We start from the raw sequence: 24,417 nt of genomic DNA on the forward strand, positions 1-24,417 counted from the left end.
TTCGAGGACATCTTGTCTCTTCCCAGAGATGCCTCCGCATACTAATTTGTTAAGTGCCATGACGAAATAGTCGGAGCAAGCAAGGAGCCGCGGCATGAACTACCAGCCCACCCCCGAGGACAGGTTCACCTTCGGCTTGTGGACCGTCGGCTGGCAGGGAAGGGACCCGTTCGGCGACGCCACCCGGGCCGCCCTGGACCCGGTCGAATCCGTGCAGCGCCTGGCGGAGCTCGGCGCCTACGGAGTGACCTTCCACGACGACGACCTGATCCCCTTCGGGTCCTCGGACACCGAGCGCGAGTCGCACATCAAGCGCTTCCGGCAGGCTCTCGACACGACCGGTATGACCGTGCCGATGGCCACCACGAACCTCTTCACGCACCCCGTCTTCAAGGACGGCGCCTTCACCGCCAACGACCGGGACGTACGCCGGTACGCCTTGCGCAAGACGATCCGCAACATCGACCTGGCGGTGGAGCTGGGCGCGCAGATCTACGTCGCCTGGGGCGGCCGTGAGGGCGCCGAGTCCGGCGCTGCCAAGGATGTACGGGTCGCGCTCGACCGCATGAAGGAGGCCTTCGACCTTCTCGGCGAGTACGTGATCTCCCAGGGCTACGACCTGCGCTTCGCGATCGAGCCGAAGCCGAACGAGCCCCGCGGCGACATCCTCCTGCCGACGGTCGGTCACGCCCTGGCGTTCATCGAGCGCCTGGAGCGGCCCGAGATGTACGGCGTCAACCCGGAAGTGGGCCACGAGCAGATGGCCGGGCTGAACTTCCCGCACGGCATCGCCCAGGCCCTGTGGGCGGGCAAGCTCTTCCACATCGACCTCAACGGCCAGTCCGGCATCAAGTACGACCAGGACCTGCGCTTCGGAGCGGGCGACCTGCGGTCCGCGTTCTGGCTCGTCGACCTCCTGGAGACGGCTGGTTACGCGGGTCCGAGGCACTTCGACTTCAAGCCGCCGAGGACCGAGGACTACGACGGCGTGTGGGCGTCGGCCGCCGGCTGCATGCGCAACTACCTGATCCTGCGCGATCGGACGGCCGCCTTCCGGGCCGACCCCGAGGTCCAGGAGGCCCTGCGTGCCTCGCGTCTGGACGAACTGGCGCAGCCCACAGCCTCGGACGGTCTCCAGGCGCTGCTCGCGGACCGTGCGGCCTTCGAGGACTTCGACGCCGAGACGGCCGCCGCGCGCGGGATGGCGTTCGAGCACCTGGACCAGCTGGCCATGGACCACCTGCTGGGCGCCCGGGGCTGATTCCGTACGACTTCTGTTCGGCTTTCGTTCCGTTCTGACTGGTTACGGCCGATTGCGACTGGTCGTAACCAGTCGGCGTGCGGCCTGGAACTCCTGCGCGGAATCCTCCGGAATCATGCGATCCACGCCATGAGTCCGTATCAAGTTCCGCGCAGGGGTCGCATCGTGACCGGTTCGAGGCGACTCTTGACGGTATGGCCACGCCGCCCTTACCGCCTCAGCCTCCTCGGCCGCCGGACAACACGCCTCCTCCGGGTGGCGGTGGATTCGGCCCGCTGCCCGAAGGCTTCGGACCTCCTCCAGAGGGTTACGGCCCTCCTCCTGGAGGCAACGGTCCGCCGTGGCAGGGCGGCGGAGGAGGCTGGCAGCCCCCACCGCCACCGCCACCATCGCCGCCTCCCGGGCGACCGGGCGGTCCTGGACGGCGCCGCCGGGTGCTGTTCCTCGTGCTGGCCGTGATCGTGGTCCTCGGCGCCGGCTCCGCGGTCGCCCTGGTGGCCACCAGTGGTGACGGTTCGTCCGACAAGAAGTCGCCGTCGGAGAGCGACTCCACCACAGGGGGACTGCCGACGCCTTCGCTGAGTATCCCTTCGGAGCTGCCCAGCGAACTGCCCTCCCTGCCCACCGATGTGCCGTCAGGTCTGCCCAGCGACGTTCCGACCGACCTGGACTCGCTGCTCCCGTCCCTCGCGGGCGACGACGTGCCGTACTACATGCTGCAAACCGGTGACTGCTTCAACATCGACGACACCAAGCCGGGCCAGGCCGCGAAGCGTTCGTGCCGCGCGGCGCACGACGCCGAGGTCGTGAAGGTGGCCGAGCTGGAGGGCACCTACACGACCGATGCCGCCCTCAAGAAGGCGGCATCGGCCCTCTGCGCGAAACCCCTGGACACCAAGGCGGCCAAGCAGCCCGCCGGCACCGTGCGGGGCACCCTCGTGCAGTATCCCGACCCCACGGGGTTCAAGCTCGGCATCGACAAGGTCGCCTGCAGTCTGGCCGCTGACGTCGGTGCCGGAAAACGCAAGCTCACCAAACCGCTGACGTGAGGCACGTACGCGCAGAGGTGTGAAAACGCCGAGCGGGGGCGGGAATTCAGATCCCGCGCGGCAGTCGTACGTACGTCACGGTGGTCTCGATGCCGCTGTCCACCAGCCGTCCCCGGGCGTCGAAAGCCTCCGGCCCGTCCGTCATCCCGAAGTCGTTGTCATTGATGAGCGCCAGCGTGTCGTGATCCACGCGCGCGACGCCCTCGATCTTCCCGGGCACCCCCTTCACCGCGCCGAGGTCGACGACAAGACGCTTGCGCAGCACCGGAACGCCGGAGGCCGCGGGGTCGTCGAGCTGCTCCAGGGAGGGCGACGTCGTGTCGTCGTCCCACTTGTCCCCGAGGATGTCCGCACCGCGGGTCAGCTTCACGACCTGCAACCGGGCGGCCTTGTCGGTGCGCTCCTCGACGAGCAGCCGGTCGCGGCCGACGGCCACCACGGAGGAGATCTTCAGCTCGGAGGTGTCGTCCTCGCTCGGGTCGACCACGTTCACCGGGTCGAACCGGTACGCGTACTCGGCGGTGACGGCCCGCTTCTTCGTCGAGAAGCGCAGCATGCGCGTCGTGAGCGAGGCCTCGCCCGCATCCGTGTCCGGCAGGGACAGCGGGCTCTGCACGGCCATCACCAGGTCGCCGCCAGGCAGTTGGGCGAGCCCTTCGAAGCCGCGGTTGATCTTCCGGTGCAGCAGGACGGCGGGCAGTGCCTCGACCACCCGGTAGTCCGCACCGGTCAGGCTCAGTCCCTTGGGCACGTACCGGGTGAGTATCTTCCCGCGCGCGGAGACGTGGATCAGCGAGGGCCCGTACTCGTCCACGAGCCAGAAACTGCCATCCTCGGCCCGCACGATCCCCTCGGTGTCCAGACCGTTCGGGTTGTACGAGAGCGGTGTCTTCGCGTCGTACGAGTACGGCGCCTCGTCGCGCCCCTTCTGGTTGGACAGGCCTGTGACGGGCTTCCCCGAAGAGGTGGTGATCGGGATCGCGTCCAGCACCTTCACGGTGCCGCCGGACACCCGGATCTTCACGATCGCCGGATCGAAGCCGGACACGGGGAAGGTGCGGCGCTTCGCGCCGGCCACCTTGATCTGGCCGTTGGGGCCGCGGTCGGTGACCGTCCAGAACTCGCCCTTGCGGCCCGCGGGGTAGATGTCGCTGCCGATGCCGCCGAGGTCCACGCCCCGGTCGTCGCCCACCGTGCCCGGCAGCAGCGCGTTGCTGAACGTGCCGAGCGGAATGTCGCCGAGCGTCGCGGAACCCGTGACACGCGCCTCCCCGGAGGGCGCGCCGACCGCGGTGCCCGTCACCGCGAGAGCGGCCAGCAGGGCGAGCGGCACGCCCGCGGCGACGGAACGGTGGACGCTGCGCCGGCCTGCGGCGTACGGGGACATGGGGCCTCCTGAGGAACGAATTCGGTGACAGCGGCCAGAGTTCGCCCCCGCCCCGAACGCCGCACGGCCGGAGAGTGAACACCGGGCGTCCACCACTCATCCGGAGGACGGTGCCGGTTCCGGTGCTCAGTGCTCCAATTGCCGTGCGTGCCGTGCATGTCCTGCGCGCCTTGCGCGCCCGTCAGGCAGGCGTCACTCCTGCCCCTCCGCCAGAGCGAGCGCGGTCGCCGGATCCTGGGACGCGGGACCCGCGGGAGCCCAGCGCCCCCGTTCCTTGCGATAGGGCCACCAGCGGCCGTCCGTCCCCAGACGCAACTGTGTCCGGACGTCGGCCGCGGTCCAGCGGTTGCGGGACGCGCGCAGGGCAGGCCGCCGGTCCTCCTCCCAGGCCGACTCCAGGGCGGCACGCGCGCGTGCGAGGGTCTCCGGCTGCGCCGGCCGGTCGGCCTCCAGCACGTCGAGCGCGGCGGTGCCCCCGTGTTCCCAGGCGCGGACGGCCAGGGCCAGCCCCTCGCGGTCCCGGCCCGACCCCTCCGCGAGCCGGTCGGCCACTGAGGTGTCGGGAACACCCGACGCCAGTCGCACGGCGTCCTGTGAGAGCGTCAACTCGGCCGCTATGGAGTGTTGTTCGTGGCCCGCCCGGAGCGCCTCGGCGAGCAGTCGGTGCGCCTCGCGGGCGGCCTGCGTCGCCAGGAACTCCAGCGCGGCCGGATCGACCCCGGACGCCGGATCGGTCTCCGTGTCCAGGGAGGGCGGCAGCCCCGGCTCTGCGGGCACGGGAGGCGCGTCGGGCAGCGGGGGCAGGAGGTGCCCCTCCGCGTACGCCTCGGCCGCGTCCACGCCCTCGTACGCCTGCTCCTGCCCTGGAGCCTCGGTCTCGGTCCGGGGGACGCTGCGCACCTGCAGCTCGTCCAGCAGTTCGCGCTCGCCGCGACCGCGCAGGAGAAGCAGCACGAACGGGTCCTGATCCAGCAGCCGCGCCACCTGGTAGCACAGCGCCGCCGTGTGACCGCAGTGGTCCCACGCGCCGCAGTCGCACTGCGCCTCCAGATCGCCCAGACCCGGAAGGAGTTCGACACCGGCGGCCTCCGCGTCCTCGACGAGGTGCGTCGGCATCTCGCGGTCCAGCAGCGCCGCGATGTGCCCGGCCCGCTCGACGGCCATGCCCAGGAAGCGGTCCCACTGCTCCTCGGACAGCTCCTGCAACAGGACGTCGGCGCGGTGGGAGGTGCGGTCGCGGTCGTGGACCACCGCGGTGATGCGCCCCGGACGCACCGACACCGCTCCCACGGCTCCAGCCCGGGCCAGCCTGCGGCCCGTCTTCACCTGCTGGGTGTCCAGCGCCGCGTCCTCCAGGGCCTTCAGCCAGGCCTGCCCCCACCAGGTCAGCGCGAAGCCCCTCCCGTGCGCGGGCGGCAGGGCGGCGAAGGTGCGCTCCGGGGTGTTGTCGTACGGGTCACTCATCGGGTGCCTCCTCGCAGTTCCACCAGGTCGGCCAGTTCGGTGTCGGTCAGCTCGGTGAGGGCCGACTCGCCGGACCCGAGCACCGAGTCCGCCAACTCCCGCTTGCGCACCAGCATGTCGGCGATGCGGTCCTCGATCGTCCCCTCGGCGACGAGCCGGTGCACCTGCACCGGCCGCGTCTGTCCGATGCGATACGCCCGGTCGGTGGCCTGGGCTTCGACGGCCGGGTTCCACCAGCGGTCGTAGTGCACGACATGTTCCGCCCGTGTCAGGTTCAGACCCGTGCCCGCCGCCTTCAACGACAGCAGGAAGACGGGCACTTCGCCGTCCTGGAAGCGCTCCACCATGGCCTCGCGCTCGGGCACCGGCGTCCCCCCGTGCAGGAACTGCGAGGCGACGCCGCGTGCGCTCAGGTGCCGCTCGATGAGCCGCGCCATCCGTACGTACTGCGTGAAGACCAGAACGCATGCTCCCTCGGAGAGGATCGTGTCGAGCAACTCGTCCAGCAGTTCCAGCTTTCCGGAGCGCCCGGGGATCCTCGGCCTGTCCTCCTTGAGGAACTGCGCGGGGTGGTTGCAGATCTGCTTCAGCCCGGTCAGCAGCTTCACGATCAGTCCGCGTCGCGCCATGTTGTCGGCGCCCGAGATCTCGGCGAGGGTCTCGCGGACCACCGCCTCGTACAGACCCGCCTGCTCCTTGGTGAGCGACACGGCACGGTCGGTCTCGGTCTTCGGCGGCAGCTCGGGTGCGATGCCCGGGTCGGACTTGCGGCGGCGCAGCAGGAACGGCCGCACGAGCTGGGCGAGCCGGTCCGCCGCCCCTGGATCCTGCCCGCCCTCGACCGCCTTGGCGTACCGGTTGCGAAAGGTGCCGAGCCGGCCCAGCAGGCCCGGTGTCGTCCAGTCGAGAATGGCCCACAGCTCGGAGAGGTTGTTCTCCACCGGAGTTCCGGTGAGCGCCACGCGCGCGTGGGCGCCGATCGTCCGCAGTTGCCTGGCCGTGTCCGAGTGCGGGTTCTTCACATGCTGTGCCTCGTCGGCGACGACCATGCCCCAGGACGCCTCGGCCAGCCGTGGCGCGTCGAGCCGCATCGTGCCGTACGTGGTGAGTACGAACTCGCCGGGGGCCACCCCTTCGAGGCTCCGCCGCGCACCGTGGAAGCGGCGGACAGGGGTGCCCGGGGCGAACCGCTCGATCTCGCGCTGCCAGTTGCCCATCAGGGACGTCGGACAGACCACGAGCGTGGGGCCCGCGGCGGACTCGTCGGTCTGCCGGTGCAGATGGAGCGCGATCAGCGTGATCGTCTTGCCCAGGCCCATGTCGTCCGCGAGACAGCCGCCAAGACCCAACGAGGTCATACGGGCCAGCCAGTTGAGCCCGCGCAGCTGGTAGTCGCGCAGGGTCGCGTCCAGCGCGGCGGGCTGCCCGACGGGCTCCTGCCCCTCCGGGTCCGACAATCGGTCCCGCAGCGTCGTCAGCCATCCCGTGGGCCGTACGTCGACCCGCTGGCCGTCCACCTCCGTGGAGCCCGTCAGAACGGCGCTCAGCGCGTCGATGGGCGTCAGCTTGTGATCCTGCTGGGCGCGGGCGCGACGGACCTCCTGGGGATCGACGAGGACCCACTGGTCATGCAGCCGCACCATGGGGCGGTTCGCCTCGGCGAGTCGGTCCAGCTCCTGACGTGTCAGTTGCTGGTCGCCCAGGGCGAACCGCCAGTCGAAGGCCAGCAGCGCGTCGGCCGACAGGAACGACGGGGTGTCCGACGACAGCCTGTCGGGGCCCCGCTCGTCGTCCGGTGGACCGATGACCGCGCGGGCCGTCAGTTTGTGAGCCAGCTCCTTGGGCCAGTGCACTTCCACACCGGCGGCCGCGAGTGATCGGGCACCCTCGCCGAGGAGTTCCGTGACCTCCTCGTCGGCGAGTTCGATCGAGTCCGGCACGCTCGCCGAGAGCAGGGGAGTGAGCGGGGCCCAGGCCCGTGCGGCGCGACGCAACGCGAGCAGGGCGTCCATCCGGGCGCGCGGGCCGAAAGCCGGACTCGTGCCGCCCCAGACCTCGGACGCGTCCGCGAGCAGGGCCGGATCGCTCACGCTGTGCAACTGCGGCACCGCCCGGAACGGCAGCCGGGTCTCGTCCGCCACGACCGACGCGAGGCCCGGCACCTCGACGCGCAGCGAGATCCGTACGCCGGCGTCGTGCCCCGCGGCCACGTCGGCGGCCCACGCACGCTGCTCGGGCACGTGCTGCGGCTCGGGAGCGGCGAAGGCGTGGCCGCCCGCCGCGAGCGTCGCGGCGGGGGAGCGGGGCAGTGTGTCGGCGACCGCATCGAGGAAGGCACGCAGCAGCCACTCGGGCTCGGGGAGCCGCAGCGGCTCCGCCTCGTCGATCGGCACCGCGTGTGCGTGCGGCGGCATCGCGGCGGCCAGTTCACGGATCCGCCCCAGGTCCGCCGCCCCCATGGGCCCGGTACGCCACGCGTCGTGGTCACCGGCGCTCAGACCCGGCAGCAGCAGCCCCCGCGCGGCGAGTTGGAGCGCGAGCACGGCCGCGGCACCCCAGAAGGCGGTCGCCCTGTGGGCGTGCGCCAGGGCACGCGCGCGCGTGAGCACCGGCAGAGCGGCCCGCACCGGGAGCACGACGGCCGGCACGGTCACCAGCTCGACACCGTCCTCGCCGGGCAGCGCGACCGTCAGATCCTCGACGGCACCGGAGTCGACCGCGGGAGGCCCTTCACCGTCGGGCATCCAGAAGGCGACGGTGCCGGTACGGGCCGGATCGGCAGGCATGAAAACGGCACAGCAGCGGGCCAGTTCGGAGATCTCGGAGGGGGTTGCCGCAGGAATCCTCTGCACAGCGATGACGCGTTCCTCAAATTTGACTACCTGGGGTCAGGGTCGCCGAGGATACAGCACGAGTAACTCTCGGCGGCCATCGATTGGTGTGACACAGGCCACTCTCTCCAGGGGGTGTCGTCAGGTCCACCCGGCGGCCGAGGTTGTCCCCCGCCCGGACACGGGGGGTGGCGCCATGGTCGCCCAGGGTCGCTGATCCGTACGTTTCTTGAGGTCGGCGTTCCCCGCGGCCGGTCCGCCGCAAGCGCTCTTCCAGCCTGCTCCTCCAGTCTCCAGAACCGGAGTCCAGCCATGCCCGAAAACGTCTCAGCCGTCGTGGAACGCCCTCCCAGGGTCTCCGCCGGAAGCGAGTTCACACCGCTCCTGCGCACCGTCAAGGGCCAGGGTCTCCTCGACCGCAGGCAGGGCTGGTACGCGCTGGCCATCGCCGGCAACGCGCTGGTCCTGGCCGGAATCGTCGCGGGCGTCGTCCTGATCGGCCACTCCTGGTGGGTGTTGCTCCTGGCGCCGCCGCTCGCCGTGATGTCCGCCCGTACCGCCTTCATGGGCCACGACGCGGGGCACTCCCAGATCGCGGGCAACCGCTCGGTGAACCGTCTCATCGGGCTCATCCACGGCAATCTGCTGCTCGGGATGAGCTACGGATGGTGGAACGACAAGCACAACCGCCACCACGCCAACCCCAACCACATCCACAAGGATCCCGACGTCGTGGCCGACGTCCTGGTCTTCACCAGCGGACAGGCCGTGGACCGCAGCGGTTTCCGGCGCTGGCTCACCCGCAACCAGGCCTGGCTCTTCTTCCCGCTCACCCTCCTCGAAGGCATCGCACTGAAGTTCCACGGCTTCCAGGACCTGCGTCGACAGCCTCCGCGGGAACGCGCGGTCGAGGGCTTCCTGCTGGTGGCACACGTCGCCGGGTACGTGACGCTGCTGCTCGGCTCGATGCCCCTCGGCGCGGCCCTCGTCTTCGCCGCGCTCCACCAGGCGCTCTTCGGGCTGCACCTGGGTCTGGCCTTCGCACCGAACCACAAGGGCATGGAGATGCCCGACCCCGATGGCGAGGGATGGGGGCATCTGCGTCGCCAGGTGCTCACGTCGCGCAATATCCGAGGGGGCGCCGTGACCGACTGGTTTCTGGGTGGCCTCAACTACCAGATCGAGCACCACCTGTTTCCGAGCATGCCCCGTCCTCATCTGAAGCTCGTCCGGCCCCTGGTGCGCGCACACTGCCGAGAGTTGGGTATCCCTTACGCGGAGACGGGACTCGTGGACTCCTACCGGCAGGCCCTGCGGCACATGTACGAGGTCGGGGAGCCGCTCAGGGTCGAGTAGGGGACGCGACTCAGGGTTGTATCAGGGTCGCGGCCTGGAACTGCTGGGAACACGGACCCGTTCTCAAGACAGAGAGCGGCAGTGGCCGCGAAGGAGGCTACGCACATGTCGAAGAACGCGAAGATCGCCGTAGGGGGTGTGGCGGTCGGGCTTCTCCTGCTCATCTGGCTGCCCTGGTGGGCTGCCCTCCTGATCGTCCTGGGAGTTCCGACGGCAGCGTATCTGACGCTGGACCCCTCACAGCGGCGCAGGTTGCGCCGTGTGTCCCGCAAGGAGCTGGGCCGCTGAGGCGGCGCCGATCCGGTCGATTCCCTTCCAGAGCGCAGGAGTTGACCATGCCGCCGCTCACGGGCCCTGCCGAGGGTATGGCCCGGGAGCGGTCGCGCGCCCCTGCTCCACCCCACGCCGTGATCGCGTCTGCCGTCAGCCGGGCAGCACTTCGGACGCGGCCCCAGCTGCCCCGGAAGCTGTTCCACCGGGCTCAGCTGGGACGTACGGCTATCTTGTCCAGCGCGTCCAGCAGCCCGGGCAGTTCGGGCCCGCGGCCGACCGGCAGAACCTCTCCGGGCTTCTCGTCGAGGAGCACGAAGGCGATGTCGTCGGTCCTGGCCACCATCGACCAGCCCGGCCCGTCGACCCGAAGCATCCGCGCGTCACCCGAGGCGAAGGACGACCGCACTCGGCCGAGGGGAGGTGCCGAGTCCACGTACGAGCGAGCCTCGGCCAGGACGCGCTGGACGCCGGTGAGAGGCACGCTCCCGCTGTCACCGGCCTCGCCGCCCTGGCCGGCCTCGTCGTCCTGCGTGTCCTGCGCCGGCGGTGCCTCGCCGTTCTGGCCGGCGAACTCCTTGTCGTCGATCTGCTCCCGCCACGCCGCCCACTGGAGGGCGATCTCGTCGGCGCCCAGACGCCGCTGAGCCGGGCCCCACGTGGACGTGTCCGGCGGGGACAGGGGCGCCTGTTCCGCAATGTCGGGCGGCGGATCGTGCGGGGCGGGCACACCGGGCGCCGCCACGGCCACGGCGAGCGGCCACCCGGGCAGCGCCGCGACCATCGAGCGCTCGTCCGGCGACAGGTCGTACTCCATGCCGCAGTCCCAGGACGCGATGGCGACAGCCACCAGCGACACGTCGTCGATGACAACCGTCCACCGTGACCCGTCACCGTCCTGGCCGAGCACCAGGCCGTACCCGTCGGAGAGCGGCGCGAGCGCCAGAGCCGCACACGCCTCCGGGTAGTCGTCGCCCAGCACGCTGGGGAACTGCGCAGGCGTCAAGAGCACCGCCGTCAGCACATACAGCGCGTCGTCGTCCCCGGCGGCGACGGCCTCATCGTCCGTCCCGGCCATCCCTGCCTCCCCATCGCTACGTCCGTCGGCGCACCCTAATGCGCCCCCGCGGCGCTTGTCACGGGTCCCGAATGCGTACGGAGCTGCGGTTGTCCCCCTGGACGGGGGCGAAACGACCGCTGGTCGCCGCCCCGCCCGTCCCGCGTCCGTCCCCACCGGGGTCCGCCTCGGGATCGTCCTGGTACCCGCCGGCGTCAGGCGGCAGGCAGGCCCAGGAGCGTCCGGGCCACCGTCGCGGGCGACTCGTCGCGCTCCCGCGCGATCGCGATGACAGCCCGGCAGGCCAGCTCGTTGACCCCGAACGACAGAGCCTCCGGCGACACCCAGGTCGCGGCCTCGTCGATCCCGTCCTGGTCGTCCTCGGCGCACGCCGACACGTACGCCGCGGCGGCCTCGAACAGGTTGTGGGTGCGCTTCTCCGGACGGCGCTTCGCCGGAGGCGGATGCTCCGGGGACGCGATCGGTCGCGGGCGTGAAGCGAACTTCCAGAGTCTGGCCAATATGCCGGACATGCGGGCCACCTTCCCCCTGTGCGGTTGCCGTAGCCGATCGCTCATGTACTGCTACTCAAAGTAGAGTTGAAGCTTCGACTTCAGAAGAGGGGCAGGGTCGTGGGGCGGTCACCGTCCACCCGGGTCAAGTGAGTCGATCATGGATCGCAGCCATGCCAGTTCGGCCCGGCTCGTGGCGCGCGCGATGGTGAGGATCCCGCGCCGGAACGGATCGTCCAACTCCTCGGCCCGCAGCGGTCGGTCACCTTCGTAGAAGAAGCTCGCCGGTTCCTCGAGGAAGGCGAGCCGTCGCCGCAGAACGGCGGCCTGGGCCGCGGCGTCGTCGAGGTGCCGGAGGAAGGCGAGCACCGTGAACCAGCGGTTCTCGTCGGTGATGTCGCGCTGAACGGGTTCCGTCAGCCTGCGGCGCAGTTCGCCCCTGCCGTCCTCGGTGAGCGTCAGGACGTGACGCGGGGCGGCCACCGTGCCCGGCTCCGTCGCGCGAGCCAGCAGACCGGCCGTCTCCAGTCTCTTGATCGCCGGATACAGGGTGCTCTCGGCCACGGGCCGCACATGGCCCGCGAGCGCGGTGATGCGCTTGCGCAGCTCATAGCCGTGCAGCGGGGTGTCGTACAGGAAACCGAGGATGGCGAGTTCCAGCATCCCCGTATTCTGCCTCACTCTCGTGGTACATCGGAGTAACAATACATCGGTTCCGATGTATTGTCCTGGAGAAGTATGCGACGGAACAGGGGAGTGGCGATGAAGCAGGCCGAGTTCGACGGCAAGGGGAACTGGGTCCGCTGGACGGAGACGGCGGGTGACGATCCCGCGCGGGTGTACGTGCACGGCCTGGGGGCCGCATCGACCGTCTACCACGCCCACATCGCGGCGCGGCCCGAACTGGCGGGTCGGCGCTCCCTGTTCGTCGACCTGCCCGGACACGGCATCAGCGACAGGCCGGAGCACTTTGGCTACACGTTGGAGGACCACGCGGACGCGCTGGCGGCGGCGCTGGACGAGGCGGGCGCCACCGACGCGGAACTGATCGCGCACAGCATGGGCGGTTCCGTCGCCATCGTGCTCGCGCATCGGCGGCCCGATCTCGTCTCACGGCTGGTCCTCACCGAGGCCAACCTCGATCCGCGCCCTCCTGTCACCGCGGGCAGCAGCGGAATCGCCTCCTACGAAGAGGACGACTACGTCAACGACGGCCACGCGCGCGTGCTGGAGAAGGTCGGCCCGCAGTGGGCGGCGACCATGCGGCTCGCGGACCCGCGTGCCCTCCACCGCACCGCGGCCGGACTCTTCCGCGGATCGAACCCCACGATGCGCCGCATGCTCGAAGGCCTTGCGATCGACCGGGTGTATCTGCAGGGCGCTCTCAGTGGTGAACTCAAGGGCAGGGAAGCCCTGGAGGACGCCGGAGTGCGCGTGGTGACGGTGCCCGGAGCGGGGCACAACGTCATGTTCGACGACCCGGCCGCCTTCGCCGCCGAGATTGCCGGGACGGCCTGAGGTCGACGGAACGGTCTGAGGTCGACGGAACGGTCTGAGGCCGACGGGACGCCCTGATACGCGGCCTCAGGGAAGGCGTACGGCCAGCGCGAGGAACCGGGAGTCCTCGTCCACGTACGAGGTCAGACGCCAGCCGGAGCCGGACAGGAGCGGGCGGAGATTGGGCTCCGCCCGCAGGTCGTCCGGTGTGATCTGCCGGCCTTGACGTGCCGCGAGGGCCGCCCGGCCGATCGGGTGGAAGAGGGCCAGTGTCCCGTCGGGTTTTACGACCCGCGCCAACTCCCGTAGGTTCTCCGAGGGGTTGGGCAGGTGGGCGATGAGGCCGGCCGCGAACACGGCGTCGAGGGACCCCGAGCGCAACGGCAGCCCCGCCACATCGGCGAGCAGCAACTGTCCGTCCCGGTCACGGCCCGCCCGTACCGCGGCCTCCAGCATGGCCGGGGTGAGGTCCGCGCCGAGGACCACTCCGGAGGGCCCCACGGCGTCCCTGAGGGGCGGCAGGGCACGACCCGTACCGCAGCCCGCGTCGAGCACCCGGTCGCCCTCCCGCAGCCCGAGTTCGGTGACGGCCGCCGCGTACACCGGACCGTCGTCGGGGAACCGGGTGTCCCAGTCGGCCGCGCGGGCCCCGAAGAACTCCTGGACATGCGTGTGGTCGTCGCTCATACACCGCATGATCTCGTACCGACGGGTGAGGGACGCGATCGAACGTCGACACGGAGCACGGCGCGGCGCGCATGTTCGAGCGTGACGCGATCGTTCCGGTGTACTGCTGCGCCAGATTCCACCACCTTTCGAAACGCGCCCCCTTCGTGCGCTCCCGGCAGGACTAGCGTCCCGGAGCCATGGGACACCTGGACCACGCCACCTTCGGCTGGCTGACCCCCGCGCTGTCGTACGTGATGGCCTGCATAGGCGCCGCCCTCGGACTGCGCTGCACGGTCCGTGCGCTCGGTGCCTCGGGGCGGTCGCGCCGCAACTGGCTGCTCACCGCGGCCTCCGCCATCGGCACGGGCATCTGGACGATGCACTTCGTCGCGATGCTCGGCTTCAGCGTCAGCGGCACCGACATCCGCTACGACGTGCCACTGACCATGCTCAGCCTGCTCGTCGCCATGGTCGTCGTCGGCGCGGGCGTGTTCGCCGTCGGCTACGGCCGCGACCGCGGCCGCGCGCTGGTGCTCGGCGGGCTCACCACCGGGCTCGGCGTGGCGAGCATGCACTACCTGGGCATGGCCGCACTGCGGCTGCACGGCGACGTCAGCTACGACCCGGTGCTCGTCGGGATCTCCGTCCTGATCGCCGTGGTCGCGGCGACCGCGGCCCTGTGGGCGGCGCTCAACATCAAGTCGCCGATCGCAGTCGCAGTCGCCTCGCTCGTCATGGGCGGGGCGGTGAGCAGCATGCACTACACCGGGATGATCGCGGTCGGCGTGCGGGTCTCGCCCTCCGGCGACGTCCTGCCCGGGGCCACGGCGATGCAGTTCATCTTCCCCCTCGCCGTCGGCCTCGGGTCCTATCTCTTCCTGACATCGGCGTTCGTCGCGCTCTCCCCGACGGCGGGAGAGCGCGAGGCCTCCGCCTCGGCCCAGCGGCCCGTCGAGAGCGCCCTCCGCTAGCGGAGGGCCCGGACCGGCGCCCCGGAGAGCGCGTCCACCGAACCACTCCGAGCGAGGAGGCCATGCGTACACCCCGTAGGACCCCGACAGACGGCTCCCAGACACCGCTCAACCCGGTGCGGGGCCGCCGCGCGCACGCCGGACCGCCGGCCGACGAGGGCTCCGGCCCCGAGGAATCCGCCGACACGGAGTTCATTGACGCACCCACGCGCGCGGGAGGTTGGAGCCTGCGTCCCCGGACCGTGCGGGCGAAGATCGTCTGCCTGCTGATGGTGCCCGTCGTCTCCCTGCTCGCCCTCTGGGCGTACGCCACCGTCACGACCGCCCAGGACGTCTCCAGGCTGCGCCAGTTGCAGCGCGTGGACTCCCAGGTGCGTGCCCCGGTCGCCGCGGCCGTCGCCGCGCTCCAGGAAGAACGGGCGGCGGCCGTCGGCTACGCGACCGAACCCGCCGCCGACCGTGCGAGCGACCTCAAGAGGCTGACGGCACGCACCGACCGGGCCGTGGTGAAACTCCGGCTCGGGGACGACAGCACCGTCGCCGACAGCGAGGAGCTGCCCTCCGGGGTGGCCGAACGCCTCGAAACCTTCGTCTCCGGAGCCGAACAGCTCCGCTCCCTGCGGACCGCCGTACTCGACCGGAGGGCCGGCTGGCACGAGACGCACGAGCGGTACACCAAGACCATCTCGATGGCCTTCTCGGTGGGCGGAGCGCTCACCGGCATCCAGGACGCGGAGATCGGCTCCGACGCGCGCGTGCTGCTCGAGTTCTCCCGGGCGGGTGAGGCCCTCGCGCAGGAGGACGCGGTACTCACGGGTGCCCGGCTCGCCGGAACCCTCGACGGGCAGCGGCTCCGGATGTTCACCGGCGCGGTCGACACCCGCAGGCTGCTCACCGAGTCGGCCGTCGCCGATCTGCGCGGCTCCGAACGAGTCGCCTGGCAGAACCTCGTGGAGGGCAGCGCGTACGCCGACGTACACGCCGTCGAGAACGACGTGCTGGCGGCCGGTCCGGGCGGCAGGGCGCTCGGCGCCGCGCCCGAGGAGACCTGGAACGCGGCACACGCGCGCGTGCAGGGCGACATGCGAACGATCGAGGCGGACGCCGGCAGCGGTGTCGCGGACCGGGCCGATCCGCTCAGCCGCGGTCTGCTCGCCCCGGCCGGTGCCGCTGTTCTGCTGGGACTCGTCGCCGTGGCCGCGTCGCTCGTCATCTCCGTACGCATCGGACGCGGCCTCGTCATCGAGCTGGTGAGTCTGCGCAACACCGCACTGGAGATCGCCCGGCGCAAACTCCCGCAGGCCATACGGAAACTGCGCGCGGGGGAGGAGATCGACGTCCGTGCCGAAGCTCCGCCGGGACCACCCGCGGAGGACGAGGCGGGACAGGTCGCGGAAGCCCTGACCACCGTGCACCGGGCCGCCCTGCGCGCCGCGGTCGAGCGCGCCGAACTCGCCAGCGGCATCTCCGGGGTCTTCGTCAACCTCGCCCGCCGCAGCCAGGTGCTCGTCCACCGCCAACTGAGCCTGCTGGACGCCATGGAACGCCGCTCCGACGACCCGAACGAGCTGAGCGACCTCTTCCGGCTCGATCACCTCACCACCCGCATGCGACGCCACGCGGAGAGCCTGATCATCCTCTCCGGAGCCGCTCCCGGCCGTGCCTGGCGCATGCCGGTCTCCCTGACGAACGTGGTCCGTGCCGCTGTCTCCGAAGTCGAGGACTACGCGCGCGTGGAGGTGCGACAGCTCCCGGAGACCTCGGTCGTCGGAGCCGCGGTGGCGGACCTCACGCACCTGCTGGCCGAAATCGTCGAGAACGCCGCCCAGTTCTCACCACCCCACACCCGGGTGCGCGTGACCGGAGAGCCGGTCGGCAACGGCTACGCCGTGGAGGTCGAGGACCGGGGGCTCGGTATGGGCAAGGAGACACTCGCCGAGGCCAACCGCCGCATCGAGCAGTCCGAGGCACTCGACCTCTTCGACAGCGACCGGCTCGGCCTCTTCGTGGTCAGCAGGCTCGCGGCCCGCCACGGCATCAAGGTCCACCTGCGGACCTCGCCCTACGGAGGCACCACCGCGGTCGTCCTGCTGCCCACGCCACTCCTGCAGGCCGCCGCGGAGGAACGTTCCGGTGGCCGCCGGGCGGACCCGGAGAAGGCCGCGGAACGGACGTACGCGCGCGTGCCCGGCCCCGCCCGGAAACGCGACTCCGTAGAGGCACCGTCGGTAGAGGCGCTGAACGAGCGGCCGGCCCTGGTGCCCCCCATACCGATCGAGGCGGAAGCCTCCTCCGAAGGCGAACGCGAAAGCCGAACGCCGCCAGGCGTCACCACCCTGCGCCTGCACCGACCCGAGGACGACACCGTGGAATCCGACGAACTCCCACGGCGTGTACGACAAGCCAGCCTCGCCCCGCAACTGCGCGAAGGACGGCCCGACGAGCCCGCGGAAGCACCGCCTCGGACGGACGACGAACGCACCCCCGAGGCGGTACGGGACCGCATGGCGGCCTATCGCGCGGGGTGGACCCGCGGCGGCGGCCGGGCACCCGGCCTCGGCGTCACCCCCGACCCCGTAGCGGGCAGCGACAGCAGCGAAGGAGACCCCGCATGATCCAGGAACCGGGCATGGGGACCGCCCAGCGGTCCGGCGAACTCGACTGGCTGCTGGACGACTTGGCGCTGCGCGTCGCCGAAGTGCGGCATGCCGTCGTGCTGTCCAACGACGGCCTCGCGGTCGGCGCGTCCAGCGAACTCCGGCGCGAGGACGCGGAGCATCTCGCCGCGATCGCCTCCGGCTTCCACAGCCTGGCCAAGGGGGCAGGCCGTCACTTCGGCGCCGGTGGCGTACGCCAGACCATGGTGGAGATGGACGACGGCTTCCTGTTCGTGGCGGCCGCCGGAGAAGGCTCCTGCCTCGCCGTCCTGAGCGCCGTAACGGCCGACATCGGCCTGGTCGCCTATGAGATGGCGCTCCTGGTCAAACGGGTGGGGGAGCACCTCTACTCGGCTCCCCGCACAGCCGCTCACCCGCCCGCGGCCAGGTGAGCGACGATGCCGGCGCACATGGCCGAGGACCGGACAGGCCCTCCTGAACAGCCGGGCAGTCAGTGGTACGACAACGAGGCCGGGCCGCTCGTCCGCCCCTACGCGATGACGGGCGGACGGACCAAGTCCGGCCCGACCGGGGTGCGCTTCGACCTGATCGCGCTCGTCTCACTCGACACAGGGGCACCAGACGTCCGCGACGACACCGGACTCGGGCCGGAACACAGAGCCCTCATCGAACTCTGCCGGACCGAGACCCAGTCGGTCGCCGAACTGGCCGCGGACGCCGACCTGCCCGTGGGCGTGGTGCGCGTGCTCCTCGGCGACCTCCTGGAACTCGGCTGCGTCAAGGTCAGCCTCCCGGTGCCGCCCGCGCAACTGCCGGACGAGCGCATCCTGCGCGAGGTCATCGAAGGACTGAGGGCCCTGTAGATGACGGATCACATCCTCTGCCGAACGGTCCGCACCGCGTTCCGCGCTCATCCCGACGCCGAACGGGCACGGGACCGCCAGAACGGCTAATTTGCTGTCAAACCCCTCGAAGTGGAGCCGCAGTTGTCATGATGCTGAATCCGCACACATGTACTGATGTCGACCATTGTCGGCACTCACGAGAGAAGTGATCGATGGTCTCCGAACACCCCGACGCCACGAGCGGCGAGACAGCCTTGGCGTTGAAGATTCTCGTCGCCGGCGGATTTGGCGTGGGCAAGACCACCCTGGTGGGCGCGGTCAGTGAGATCAGGCCGCTGCGCACCGAGGAACTGCTGAGCGAGGCGGGCCAGTCGGTGGACGACACCGACGGGGTGGACCAGAAGGTCACGACGACCGTGGCCATGGACTTCGGCCGCATCACCATCAGGTCGGGCCTGTCGCTCTACCTCTTCGGTACGCCTGGCCAGGACCGATTCTGGTTCCTGTGGGACGAACTGTCGCAAGGGGCTCTCGGCGCCGTCGTCCTCGCCGACACCCGGCGGCTGGAGGACTGCTTCCCCGCGGTGGACTACTTCGAGCACCGGCACATCCCCTTCGTGGTGGCCGTCAACTGCTTCACGGGCTCGCGGACGTACGGCGCTCACGACGTGTCACGCGCTCTCGACCTCGACAAGGGCACGCCCGTGGTGCTCTGCGACGCCCGTGACCGCGACTCGGGAAAGGAGGTGCTGATACGGCTCGTCGAGTACGCCGGGCGGATGCACACCGCCCGGCTGCTCGACTCGGTCGGCTGACGCGAAGAACTTCGCTGGATTGATACGAAGGACTTCGCTCGGCCGGCACGAAGACCTTCAGTGGGCCGACGCGGGTCCCTTGCTCACTCGCCCCGCAGGCCCGTTCAGTTCGCGACGCCGGCTTCCGCGAGGACCTTCTCGATCCTCACGCGTACGAGCAGTTCGCCGGGCACGCCGTTGCGGGCGCCGAACTCCTCGGCCCGTTCCTCGCCCATGTAGCGGGCTCCGATCCGCCCCGCCCACAGCCGGAGTTCGTCGAGGTCCTCCGAGATCCGGGCGCGCCCCTGCAGGACGACGTACGCGAACGGCGGCCGGTCGTCGTCCACGCACAGGGCGACGCGGCCGTCGCGGGCCAGATTCCGTCCCTTGACCGTGGTCTTCGCCGTGTTGAAGACCAGGTCGTCCCCATCGAGCAGAAACCAGATCGGCGCCACGTGCGGGCTCCCATCGGCCCGGACGGTCGACAACTTGCCCGTGCGGGTGCCGTTCGAGACGAAGGCCCGCCATTCCTCATCGGTCATCTTGTGTGCCATGCCCCTATCCTCCTTGCCCGGACGGCGGTGGTGGGGAAGGCTGGTTGATCAGATCCTCCGGCCAGGGGGAGCCACATATCCACGGGGAGACGGATCATGGCTGAGAACCAGGGACTTGGCTGGCTGCTGGACGACCTCACCCAGCGTGTGGAGCACGTACGACACGCGCTGGTGCTGTCGAACGACGGCCTGGTGACCGGGGCCAGCACAGGGCTCAGGCGGGAGGACGCCGAGCATCTCGCCGCCGTCTCCTCGGGCCTGCACAGCCTCGCCAAGGGGTCGGGCCGGCACTTCGGCGCGGGCCGGGTGCGCCAGACGATGATCGAGTTCGATGACGCCGTGCTCTTCGTCACGGCGGCCGGTACCGGCAGCTGTCTGTGCGTGCTCAGCGCGGCGGAGGCCGACATCGGCCAGGTCGCGTACGAGATGACGCTGCTCGTCAACCGCGTCGGCGAACACCTCCACGTCGATGCTCGTCAGCCGGAACACTCCTCTTCGATCGACCTCTGACCTGCGTAAACGCTCTGCCGCCAGAGTTATCCACAGGCTCTGCGGGAGTCGCGGCGAACCGGCTACGGTTTTTCTCGAAGCAAGCGCACGCGAGTGCACACCACTGCTACGGGGGAGAACCACCATGTCCGGCAACACCATCACGCAGTCCGTCACGCCCAGCGCCAACACCGCTGCCACTCTTGTGAACGCCACCGTCGTCGGCGTGAATCCGGCCGTCGCCACGGTGCCCCGGCAGACGCTCGCACAGAGCCGCGCGGCACGGGAGCTGGGGCTCAAACGAGGCGAGTTCGACCTCGCCGTGCGACTCGGTTGCATCCGAACCGTCCCGGACGAAGGCGGCGGAGGCCGTCGCGTGGCCCGCGCGGAGATCGACCGGGTGATGTCCGAGGACGGGTTCCCGGACGGGTTGAGGAAACGTGTCGAGGCGGTCGGTACGTCGGAGGGCGCGGCTCTCATGGATGTGACGGCGGCCCGGTTCACGAGGTTCGCGCGCCTGGGATTCGTCGTGCCCGTCAAGTTCTACTTGAACCGCTACAGGGCCGTCGTCTGGCTGTACCTGGCAGAGGAACTGCGGCAGTTCGCCGCGGCCGAGGAGAACGCTCCGCTGTTGAACGGGCGTACCCCCGAAGGGCTGCGCGACCAACTGGACGCGGGCCTGGACCTGAGGGCCCGGAACTGGCGAGGACGCCACGTGGGCTTCCTGCTGCGGCAGACCGAGGATCCCTGGGCCCGTGCCGCGGCGGTCGCCTCACTGCTCGATCCCGCGCAGGTCGCGGAGATCGTCGCCGATCCATACGAACGCGCCTACATGAACCGCTTCGATCCGGAACGGACCACGCACGGCGCGCCCGACTCGCCCGCCGCCCACGTCGCCGCACGGATCATGACGGCGGAGGACCCTGACGAGATCAGCTGGCTCCGGTCCGACTTGGCCAACACGCTGCAAGAGGCGCGCGCACACCGTCGGGCGCCGAGGCCGACACCGAAGCCCTCGACTTCGGTCGCGAGTCGGGAACGATCAGAACTGATCGAGGAGCGGCGGCGATTGATCGAGGAGCGGCGACGGTCCGGTGACGTGCGGCAGCCGACCGAACCCCTCCGGCCGGCCGGCGTATGGCAGCCGACAGGACTGCAGGAACACGCCGACGTACGGCAGTTGACAGGAGTGCGCCGGGACCAGGCCGAAGCACGACCGACGATCGACGAACCGGAACGCCCTCGACGCCTCCTCGGCTGGCTGCGCCGCAGAAACGCCTGACCTCGTCGGCGTCAGCCCTCGAGCTTGCGGAACAGTCCCTCCTGGACGACCGAGACGAGCAGACGTCCTTCCAGGTCGTAGATCCGGCCCCGGGCCAGCCCGCGGCCGCCTGTCGCGATCGGCGACTCCTGGTCGTACAGGAACCACTCGTCGGCACGGAACGGCCGGTGGAACCACATCGCGTGGTCCAGGGACGCCATGTCGAAACCGCGCTGGCCCCAGAGGGGTTCCACCGGGATGCGGACGGCGTCCAGGAGTGTCATGTCGCTCGCGTAGGTGAGCGCGCAGGTGTGAACCAGCGGGTCGTCGCCCAGGGGACCGACAGCACGCATCCACACGGCGCTGCGCGGTTCGGCGTGCTCGATCTCCTCGGGGGTCCAGCGCAGCCGGTCCGCGTAGCGGATGTCGAAGGGCTGGCGCCTGGCCATGCGCTCCAACGTCTCGGGGAGCGCGCCCAGATGCTCCTTGATCTCCTGAGTGACGGTCGGGAGCGACTCGGGATCCGGGACCTCACGGGCCGGCGGCAGCTGGTGCTCGAAGCTCCCTTCCTCAGGCTTGTGAAAGGAGGCGGTCAGATTGAAGATCGTGCGGCCCTGCTGCACGGCGGTGACGCGACGCGTGGTGAACGACCGGCCGTCGCGGACCCGTTCGACCTGGTACACGATCGGCACGCCCGGCCGGCCCGGGCGCAGGAAGTACGCGTGCAGCGAGTGCACGGGGCGTTCGCCGTCCGTGGTGCGGCCGGCGGCGACCAGGGCCTGGCCCGCCACCTGCCCGCCGAAGACCCGCTGCAGGGACTCCTGCGGGCTCCGGCCACGAAAGATGTTTACCTCGATCTGCTCCAGGTCGAGCAGGTCGACGAGTCTCTCCGCTGGATTCGTCATGTGTCGCGCTCTCCTGTGCTCACAGCTGGCCGACGTCGGTGACCTTGACGATGGCGCGGCCCTCGGCGTCCGAGGCCGCGAGGTCGATCTCCGCGCTGATACCCCAGTCATGATCGCCGTTCGGGTCGGCGAAGGCCTGGCGAACGCGCCACAGCCCGTTCTGCGGCTCCTCCTCGATGAGCAGCAACTTGGGTCCGCGCGCGTCGGGGCCGGTACCGAGGTCGTCGTACTCGTCCCAGTACTTGTCCATCGCCTCGCCCCAGGCGTCGGCGTCCCAGCCGGACTCGCCGTCCATCTCGCCGAGTTCCCGGACATGGTCGAGGGCGGCGAGCTCGACGCGCCTGAACATGGCGTTGCGGACGAGTACGCGGAAGGCGCGGGCGTTGGCGGTGACCGGTTTGACCTGGTCTGCCCTCTCCTGGGCCTCCTCGGCCGTCATCACCTCCGGGTTGGCGAGCTGCTCCCACTCGTCGAGGAGGCTGGAGTCGACCTGACGCACCATCTCGCCGAGCCAGGCGATCAGATCCTCCAGGTCGTCCGACTTGAGGTCGTCCGGGACGGTGTGGTCGAGGGCCTTGTAGGCACTTGCCAGGTACCGGAGGACGATGCCCTCGGTGCGGGCAAGCTCGTAGTAGGACACGAACTCCGTGAAGGACATGGCCCGTTCGTACATGTCACGGATGACGGACTTCGGGGAGAGAGGATGGTCGCCCACCCACGGATGGCTCTTGCGGTAGGTGTCGTACGCGTGGAAGAGCAGCTCTTCCAGCGGCTTGGGGTACGACACGTCCTGGAGCCGCTCCATGCGGTCCTCGTACTCGACGCCGTCCGCCTTCATCGCCGCGACGGCCTCGCCGCGGGCCTTGTTCTGCTGGGCGGCGAGGATCTGCCGCGGATCGTCCAGCGTGGACTCCACGACGGACACCATGTCCAGGGCGTACGAGGGCGATTCGGGGTCCAGGAGCTCGAACGAGGCCAGCGCGAAGGTCGACAGCGGCTGGTTGAGGGCGAAGTCCTGCTGCAGGTCGACGGTGAGCCGCACGATGCGCCCCTCGGCGTCCGGCTCGTCGAGCTTCTCCACGACCCCGCCGTCGAGGAGCGAGCGGTAGATGGCGATCGCCCGCCGGATGTGCCTCAGTTGCTGCTTGCGCGGCTCGTGGTTGTCCTCCAGCAGATGCCGCATCGCGGCGAAGGCGTTGCCGGGCCGGGCGATCACCGACAGAAGCATGGTGTGAGTGACCCGGAAGCGCGAGGTCAGCGGCTCCGGATCGGACGAGATCAGTTTCGCGAACGTGTTCTCCGTCCAGGCGACGAAGCCCTCCGGCGCCTTCTTGCGCACCACCTTGCGACGCTTCTTCGGGTCGTCGCCCGCCTTGGCGAGGGCCTTCTCGTTCTCCACGACATGCTCGGGAGCCTGCGCCACGACGAAGCCGGCCGTGTCGAAGCCCGCCCGTCCGGCACGGCCCGCGATCTGGTGGAACTCACGAGCTCGCAGCGTCCGCACCCGGGTGCCGTCGTACTTCGTCAGAGCCGTGAACAGCACGGTGCGGATGGGGACGTTGACGCCGACACCCAGGGTGTCCGTGCCGCAGATGACCTTCAGCAGACCGGCCTGCGCCAGCTTCTCCACCAGACGCCGGTACTTGGGCAGCATGCCGGCGTGGTGCACACCGATGCCGTGCCGTACGTAACGGGAGAGATTGCGGCCGAACTTGGTGGTGAAGCGGAAGTTGCCGATCAGCTCGGCGATCTGGTCCTTCTCCTCGCGCGTGCACATGTTGATGCTCATCAGCGCCTGCGCCCGCTCCACGGCCTGCGCCTGCGTGAAGTGCACGATGTAGACGGGCGCCTGCTTGGTCTCCAGGAGCTCGGTGAGTGTCTCCGTGAGCGGCGTCAGCTTGTACTCGTAGGAGAGGGGTACGGGCCGGGTGGCCGAGCGGACGACCGAGGTGGGACGCCCGGTGCGCCGGGTCAGGTCCTCCTCGAACATCGAGACGTCGCCGAGCGTCGCCGACATCAGGATGAACTGGGCCTGCGGCAGTTCGAGGATCGGGATCTGCCACGCCCAGCCGCGGTCCCCCTCGGCGTAGAAGTGGAACTCGTCCATCACGACCTGGCCGACATCGGCCCGCTTGCCGTCGCGCAGCGCGATGGACGCCAGGACCTCGGCGGTGCAGCAGATGACCGGCGCGTCGGAGTTCACGGACGCGTCGCCGGTCAGCATGCCGACGTTCTCGGTGCCGAACATCTTGCACAGCTCGAAGAACTTCTCCGAGACGAGCGCCTTGATCGGCGCCGTGTAGAAGGTGACCTCGTCCCGGGCGAGCGCCGCGAAGTGCGCGCCCGCGGCGATCATGCTCTTGCCGGAACCGGTGGGTGTCGAGACGATCACGTTCGCACCCGAAACCACCTCGATCAGCGCCTCCTCCTGGTGGGGGTAGAGCGTGAGACCGCGTTCCCCGGCCCACGACTCGAAGGCTTCGTAGAGGGCGTCGGGATCTGCGGTCTTCGGCAGCTGATCGATAAGGGTCACGCACCCATCTTGCCTGTGAACGCCCTTGAGGGGGGAATCGGCTGTGGGGCGGAAGATCACGAACGCTACGCTGTGGCGCCGACGGAGCGTCAGC

General features: G+C 70.1%; 22 protein-coding genes. 12 read left to right on the top strand and 10 right to left on the bottom strand.

The features are described 5' to 3' along the window. Window positions 1-94: 94 nt before the first annotated feature. Both xylA and QF035_RS46205 read left to right on the top strand, forming a co-directional pair. The gene (gene xylA / locus QF035_RS46200; RefSeq protein WP_307527986.1) at window positions 95-1,261 is read left to right on the top strand and encodes a xylose isomerase; all 1,167 of its coding nucleotides are present in this window, start codon (window positions 95-97) and stop codon (window positions 1,259-1,261) included. A 434-nt stretch (window positions 1,262-1,695) separates the two neighbouring features. After that, a complete protein-coding gene (locus QF035_RS46205; protein ID WP_307527988.1) occupies window positions 1,696-2,310 on the top strand; it encodes a hypothetical protein in 615 nt (204 codons plus the stop codon). Between the two features lie 46 nt (window positions 2,311-2,356). Here the strand turns inward: QF035_RS46205 and QF035_RS46210 are convergent, their stop codons facing one another. The 3 genes from QF035_RS46210 to QF035_RS46220 all read right to left on the bottom strand — a co-directional run bounded on the left by QF035_RS46210 (window position 2,357) and on the right by QF035_RS46220 (window position 8,013). Beyond that, complete coding sequence (locus tag QF035_RS46210; protein ID WP_307527990.1) at window positions 2,357-3,697, bottom strand: esterase-like activity of phytase family protein; 1,341 nt, start codon at window positions 3,695-3,697, stop codon at window positions 2,357-2,359. A 192-nt stretch (window positions 3,698-3,889) separates the two neighbouring features. Next, complete coding sequence (locus QF035_RS46215) at window positions 3,890-5,161, bottom strand: SWIM zinc finger family protein (protein ID WP_307527992.1); 1,272 nt, start codon at window positions 5,159-5,161, stop codon at window positions 3,890-3,892. Then, window positions 5,158-8,013 carry a DEAD/DEAH box helicase gene (locus tag QF035_RS46220; protein ID WP_373466829.1) on the bottom strand — a complete coding sequence of 952 codons (2,856 nt, stop codon included), beginning with the start codon at window positions 8,011-8,013 and terminating at the stop codon, window positions 5,158-5,160. Before QF035_RS46220 ends, QF035_RS46215 begins: the two co-directional genes overlap by 4 nt. Before the next feature lie 291 nt (window positions 8,014-8,304). Between QF035_RS46220 and QF035_RS46225 the strand changes: the two genes are divergently transcribed. Next, the gene (locus QF035_RS46225) at window positions 8,305-9,348 is read left to right on the top strand and encodes a fatty acid desaturase family protein (protein ID WP_307527996.1); all 1,044 of its coding nucleotides are present in this window, start codon (window positions 8,305-8,307) and stop codon (window positions 9,346-9,348) included. 105 nt (window positions 9,349-9,453) lie between these two features. Beyond that, window positions 9,454-9,636 carry a hypothetical protein gene (locus QF035_RS46230; RefSeq protein WP_055611783.1) on the top strand — a complete coding sequence of 61 codons (183 nt, stop codon included), beginning with the start codon at window positions 9,454-9,456 and terminating at the stop codon, window positions 9,634-9,636. 193 nt (window positions 9,637-9,829) lie between these two features. Here the strand turns inward: QF035_RS46230 and QF035_RS46235 are convergent, their stop codons facing one another. The 3 genes from QF035_RS46235 to QF035_RS46245 form a co-directional block, all read right to left on the bottom strand. Beyond that, entirely contained in the window at window positions 9,830-10,696 is an 867-nt protein-coding gene (locus QF035_RS46235; RefSeq protein WP_307527998.1) for a hypothetical protein, read from the bottom strand. Between the two features lie 194 nt (window positions 10,697-10,890). After that, window positions 10,891-11,208, bottom strand: coding sequence for a hypothetical protein (locus tag QF035_RS46240; protein WP_307528000.1), 318 nt, complete (start codon window positions 11,206-11,208; stop codon window positions 10,891-10,893). A gap of 108 nt (window positions 11,209-11,316) precedes the next feature. Then, window positions 11,317-11,850, bottom strand: a complete 534-nt coding sequence (locus QF035_RS46245; RefSeq protein ID WP_307528003.1) for a PadR family transcriptional regulator — start codon at window positions 11,848-11,850, stop codon at window positions 11,317-11,319. 99 nt (window positions 11,851-11,949) lie between these two features. Between QF035_RS46245 and QF035_RS46250 the strand changes: the two genes are divergently transcribed. After that, on the top strand, window positions 11,950-12,705 hold the full coding sequence (locus QF035_RS46250; RefSeq protein ID WP_307528005.1) for an alpha/beta fold hydrolase: 756 nt from the start codon (window positions 11,950-11,952) through the stop codon (window positions 12,703-12,705). Window positions 12,706-12,771: 66 nt separating this feature from the next. Here the strand turns inward: QF035_RS46250 and QF035_RS46255 are convergent, their stop codons facing one another. Then, on the bottom strand, window positions 12,772-13,371 hold the full coding sequence (locus QF035_RS46255) for a class I SAM-dependent methyltransferase (RefSeq protein WP_307528007.1): 600 nt from the start codon (window positions 13,369-13,371) through the stop codon (window positions 12,772-12,774). Window positions 13,372-13,550: 179 nt separating this feature from the next. Between QF035_RS46255 and QF035_RS46260 the strand changes: the two genes are divergently transcribed. The 5 genes from QF035_RS46260 to QF035_RS46280 all read left to right on the top strand — a co-directional run bounded on the left by QF035_RS46260 (window position 13,551) and on the right by QF035_RS46280 (window position 18,602). Beyond that, window positions 13,551-14,324: an MHYT domain-containing protein gene (locus QF035_RS46260; RefSeq protein WP_307528009.1), complete on the top strand. Its 774-nt coding sequence runs from the start codon at window positions 13,551-13,553 to the stop codon at window positions 14,322-14,324. Window positions 14,325-14,386: 62 nt separating this feature from the next. Then, entirely contained in the window at window positions 14,387-16,939 is a 2,553-nt protein-coding gene (locus QF035_RS46265; RefSeq protein ID WP_307528011.1) for a sensor histidine kinase, read from the top strand. After that, on the top strand, window positions 16,936-17,373 hold the full coding sequence (locus QF035_RS46270; RefSeq protein ID WP_307528013.1) for a roadblock/LC7 domain-containing protein: 438 nt from the start codon (window positions 16,936-16,938) through the stop codon (window positions 17,371-17,373). The genes QF035_RS46265 and QF035_RS46270 overlap by 4 nt, the downstream gene beginning before the upstream one ends. An 18-nt stretch (window positions 17,374-17,391) precedes the next feature. Beyond that, a complete protein-coding gene (locus tag QF035_RS46275; RefSeq protein ID WP_055611776.1) occupies window positions 17,392-17,805 on the top strand; it encodes a DUF742 domain-containing protein in 414 nt (137 codons plus the stop codon). A gap of 194 nt (window positions 17,806-17,999) precedes the next feature. Next, a complete protein-coding gene (locus QF035_RS46280) occupies window positions 18,000-18,602 on the top strand; it encodes a GTP-binding protein (protein ID WP_307528016.1) in 603 nt (200 codons plus the stop codon). Between the two features lie 104 nt (window positions 18,603-18,706). On the opposite strand, the gene QF035_RS46285 is transcribed toward QF035_RS46280, so the two are convergent. Further along, entirely contained in the window at window positions 18,707-19,135 is a 429-nt protein-coding gene (locus QF035_RS46285) for a PPOX class F420-dependent oxidoreductase (RefSeq protein WP_307528018.1), read from the bottom strand. A gap of 96 nt (window positions 19,136-19,231) precedes the next feature. On the opposite strand from QF035_RS46285, the gene QF035_RS46290 reads away from it, so the two are divergent. Next, window positions 19,232-19,645: a roadblock/LC7 domain-containing protein gene (locus tag QF035_RS46290; protein ID WP_055611773.1), complete on the top strand. Its 414-nt coding sequence runs from the start codon at window positions 19,232-19,234 to the stop codon at window positions 19,643-19,645. Between the two features lie 124 nt (window positions 19,646-19,769). Then, window positions 19,770-20,906, top strand: coding sequence for a DUF6397 family protein (locus QF035_RS46295; protein ID WP_307528021.1), 1,137 nt, complete (start codon window positions 19,770-19,772; stop codon window positions 20,904-20,906). Between the two features lie 11 nt (window positions 20,907-20,917). Here the strand turns inward: QF035_RS46295 and QF035_RS46300 are convergent, their stop codons facing one another. Together QF035_RS46300 and QF035_RS46305 are read right to left on the bottom strand one after the other, a co-directional pair. After that, on the bottom strand, window positions 20,918-21,790 hold the full coding sequence (locus QF035_RS46300; protein WP_143633072.1) for an acyl-CoA thioesterase: 873 nt from the start codon (window positions 21,788-21,790) through the stop codon (window positions 20,918-20,920). 19 nt (window positions 21,791-21,809) lie between these two features. Continuing rightward, complete coding sequence (locus tag QF035_RS46305; protein ID WP_307528023.1) at window positions 21,810-24,323, bottom strand: DEAD/DEAH box helicase; 2,514 nt, start codon at window positions 24,321-24,323, stop codon at window positions 21,810-21,812. Window positions 24,324-24,417 lie beyond the last annotated feature (94 nt).

The sequence above is a fragment of the Streptomyces umbrinus genome, assembly GCF_030817415.1.
Lineage (GTDB): Bacteria > Actinomycetota > Actinomycetes > Streptomycetales > Streptomycetaceae > Streptomyces > Streptomyces umbrinus_A.

Coding starts and splice junctions, on each gene's coding strand:
- xylA (WP_307527986.1), top strand. CDS start 95: ATGAACTACCAGCCCACCCCCGAGGACAGGTTCACCTTCGGCTTGTGG.
- QF035_RS46210 (WP_307527990.1), bottom strand. CDS start 3,697: ATGTCCCCGTACGCCGCAGGCCGGCGCAGCGTCCACCGTTCCGTCGCC.
- QF035_RS46215 (WP_307527992.1), bottom strand. CDS start 5,161: ATGAGTGACCCGTACGACAACACCCCGGAGCGCACCTTCGCCGCCCTG.
- QF035_RS46225 (WP_307527996.1), top strand. CDS start 8,305: ATGCCCGAAAACGTCTCAGCCGTCGTGGAACGCCCTCCCAGGGTCTCC.
- QF035_RS46230 (WP_055611783.1), top strand. CDS start 9,454: ATGTCGAAGAACGCGAAGATCGCCGTAGGGGGTGTGGCGGTCGGGCTT.
- QF035_RS46235 (WP_307527998.1), bottom strand. CDS start 10,696: ATGGCCGGGACGGACGATGAGGCCGTCGCCGCCGGGGACGACGACGCG.
- QF035_RS46240 (WP_307528000.1), bottom strand. CDS start 11,208: ATGTCCGGCATATTGGCCAGACTCTGGAAGTTCGCTTCACGCCCGCGA.
- QF035_RS46245 (WP_307528003.1), bottom strand. CDS start 11,850: ATGCTGGAACTCGCCATCCTCGGTTTCCTGTACGACACCCCGCTGCAC.
- QF035_RS46250 (WP_307528005.1), top strand. CDS start 11,950: ATGAAGCAGGCCGAGTTCGACGGCAAGGGGAACTGGGTCCGCTGGACG.
- QF035_RS46255 (WP_307528007.1), bottom strand. CDS start 13,371: ATGAGCGACGACCACACGCATGTCCAGGAGTTCTTCGGGGCCCGCGCG.
- QF035_RS46260 (WP_307528009.1), top strand. CDS start 13,551: ATGGGACACCTGGACCACGCCACCTTCGGCTGGCTGACCCCCGCGCTG.
- QF035_RS46265 (WP_307528011.1), top strand. CDS start 14,387: ATGCGTACACCCCGTAGGACCCCGACAGACGGCTCCCAGACACCGCTC.
- QF035_RS46270 (WP_307528013.1), top strand. CDS start 16,936: ATGATCCAGGAACCGGGCATGGGGACCGCCCAGCGGTCCGGCGAACTC.
- QF035_RS46275 (WP_055611776.1), top strand. CDS start 17,392: ATGGCCGAGGACCGGACAGGCCCTCCTGAACAGCCGGGCAGTCAGTGG.
- QF035_RS46280 (WP_307528016.1), top strand. CDS start 18,000: ATGGTCTCCGAACACCCCGACGCCACGAGCGGCGAGACAGCCTTGGCG.
- QF035_RS46285 (WP_307528018.1), bottom strand. CDS start 19,135: ATGGCACACAAGATGACCGATGAGGAATGGCGGGCCTTCGTCTCGAAC.
- QF035_RS46290 (WP_055611773.1), top strand. CDS start 19,232: ATGGCTGAGAACCAGGGACTTGGCTGGCTGCTGGACGACCTCACCCAG.
- QF035_RS46295 (WP_307528021.1), top strand. CDS start 19,770: ATGTCCGGCAACACCATCACGCAGTCCGTCACGCCCAGCGCCAACACC.
- QF035_RS46300 (WP_143633072.1), bottom strand. CDS start 21,790: ATGACGAATCCAGCGGAGAGACTCGTCGACCTGCTCGACCTGGAGCAG.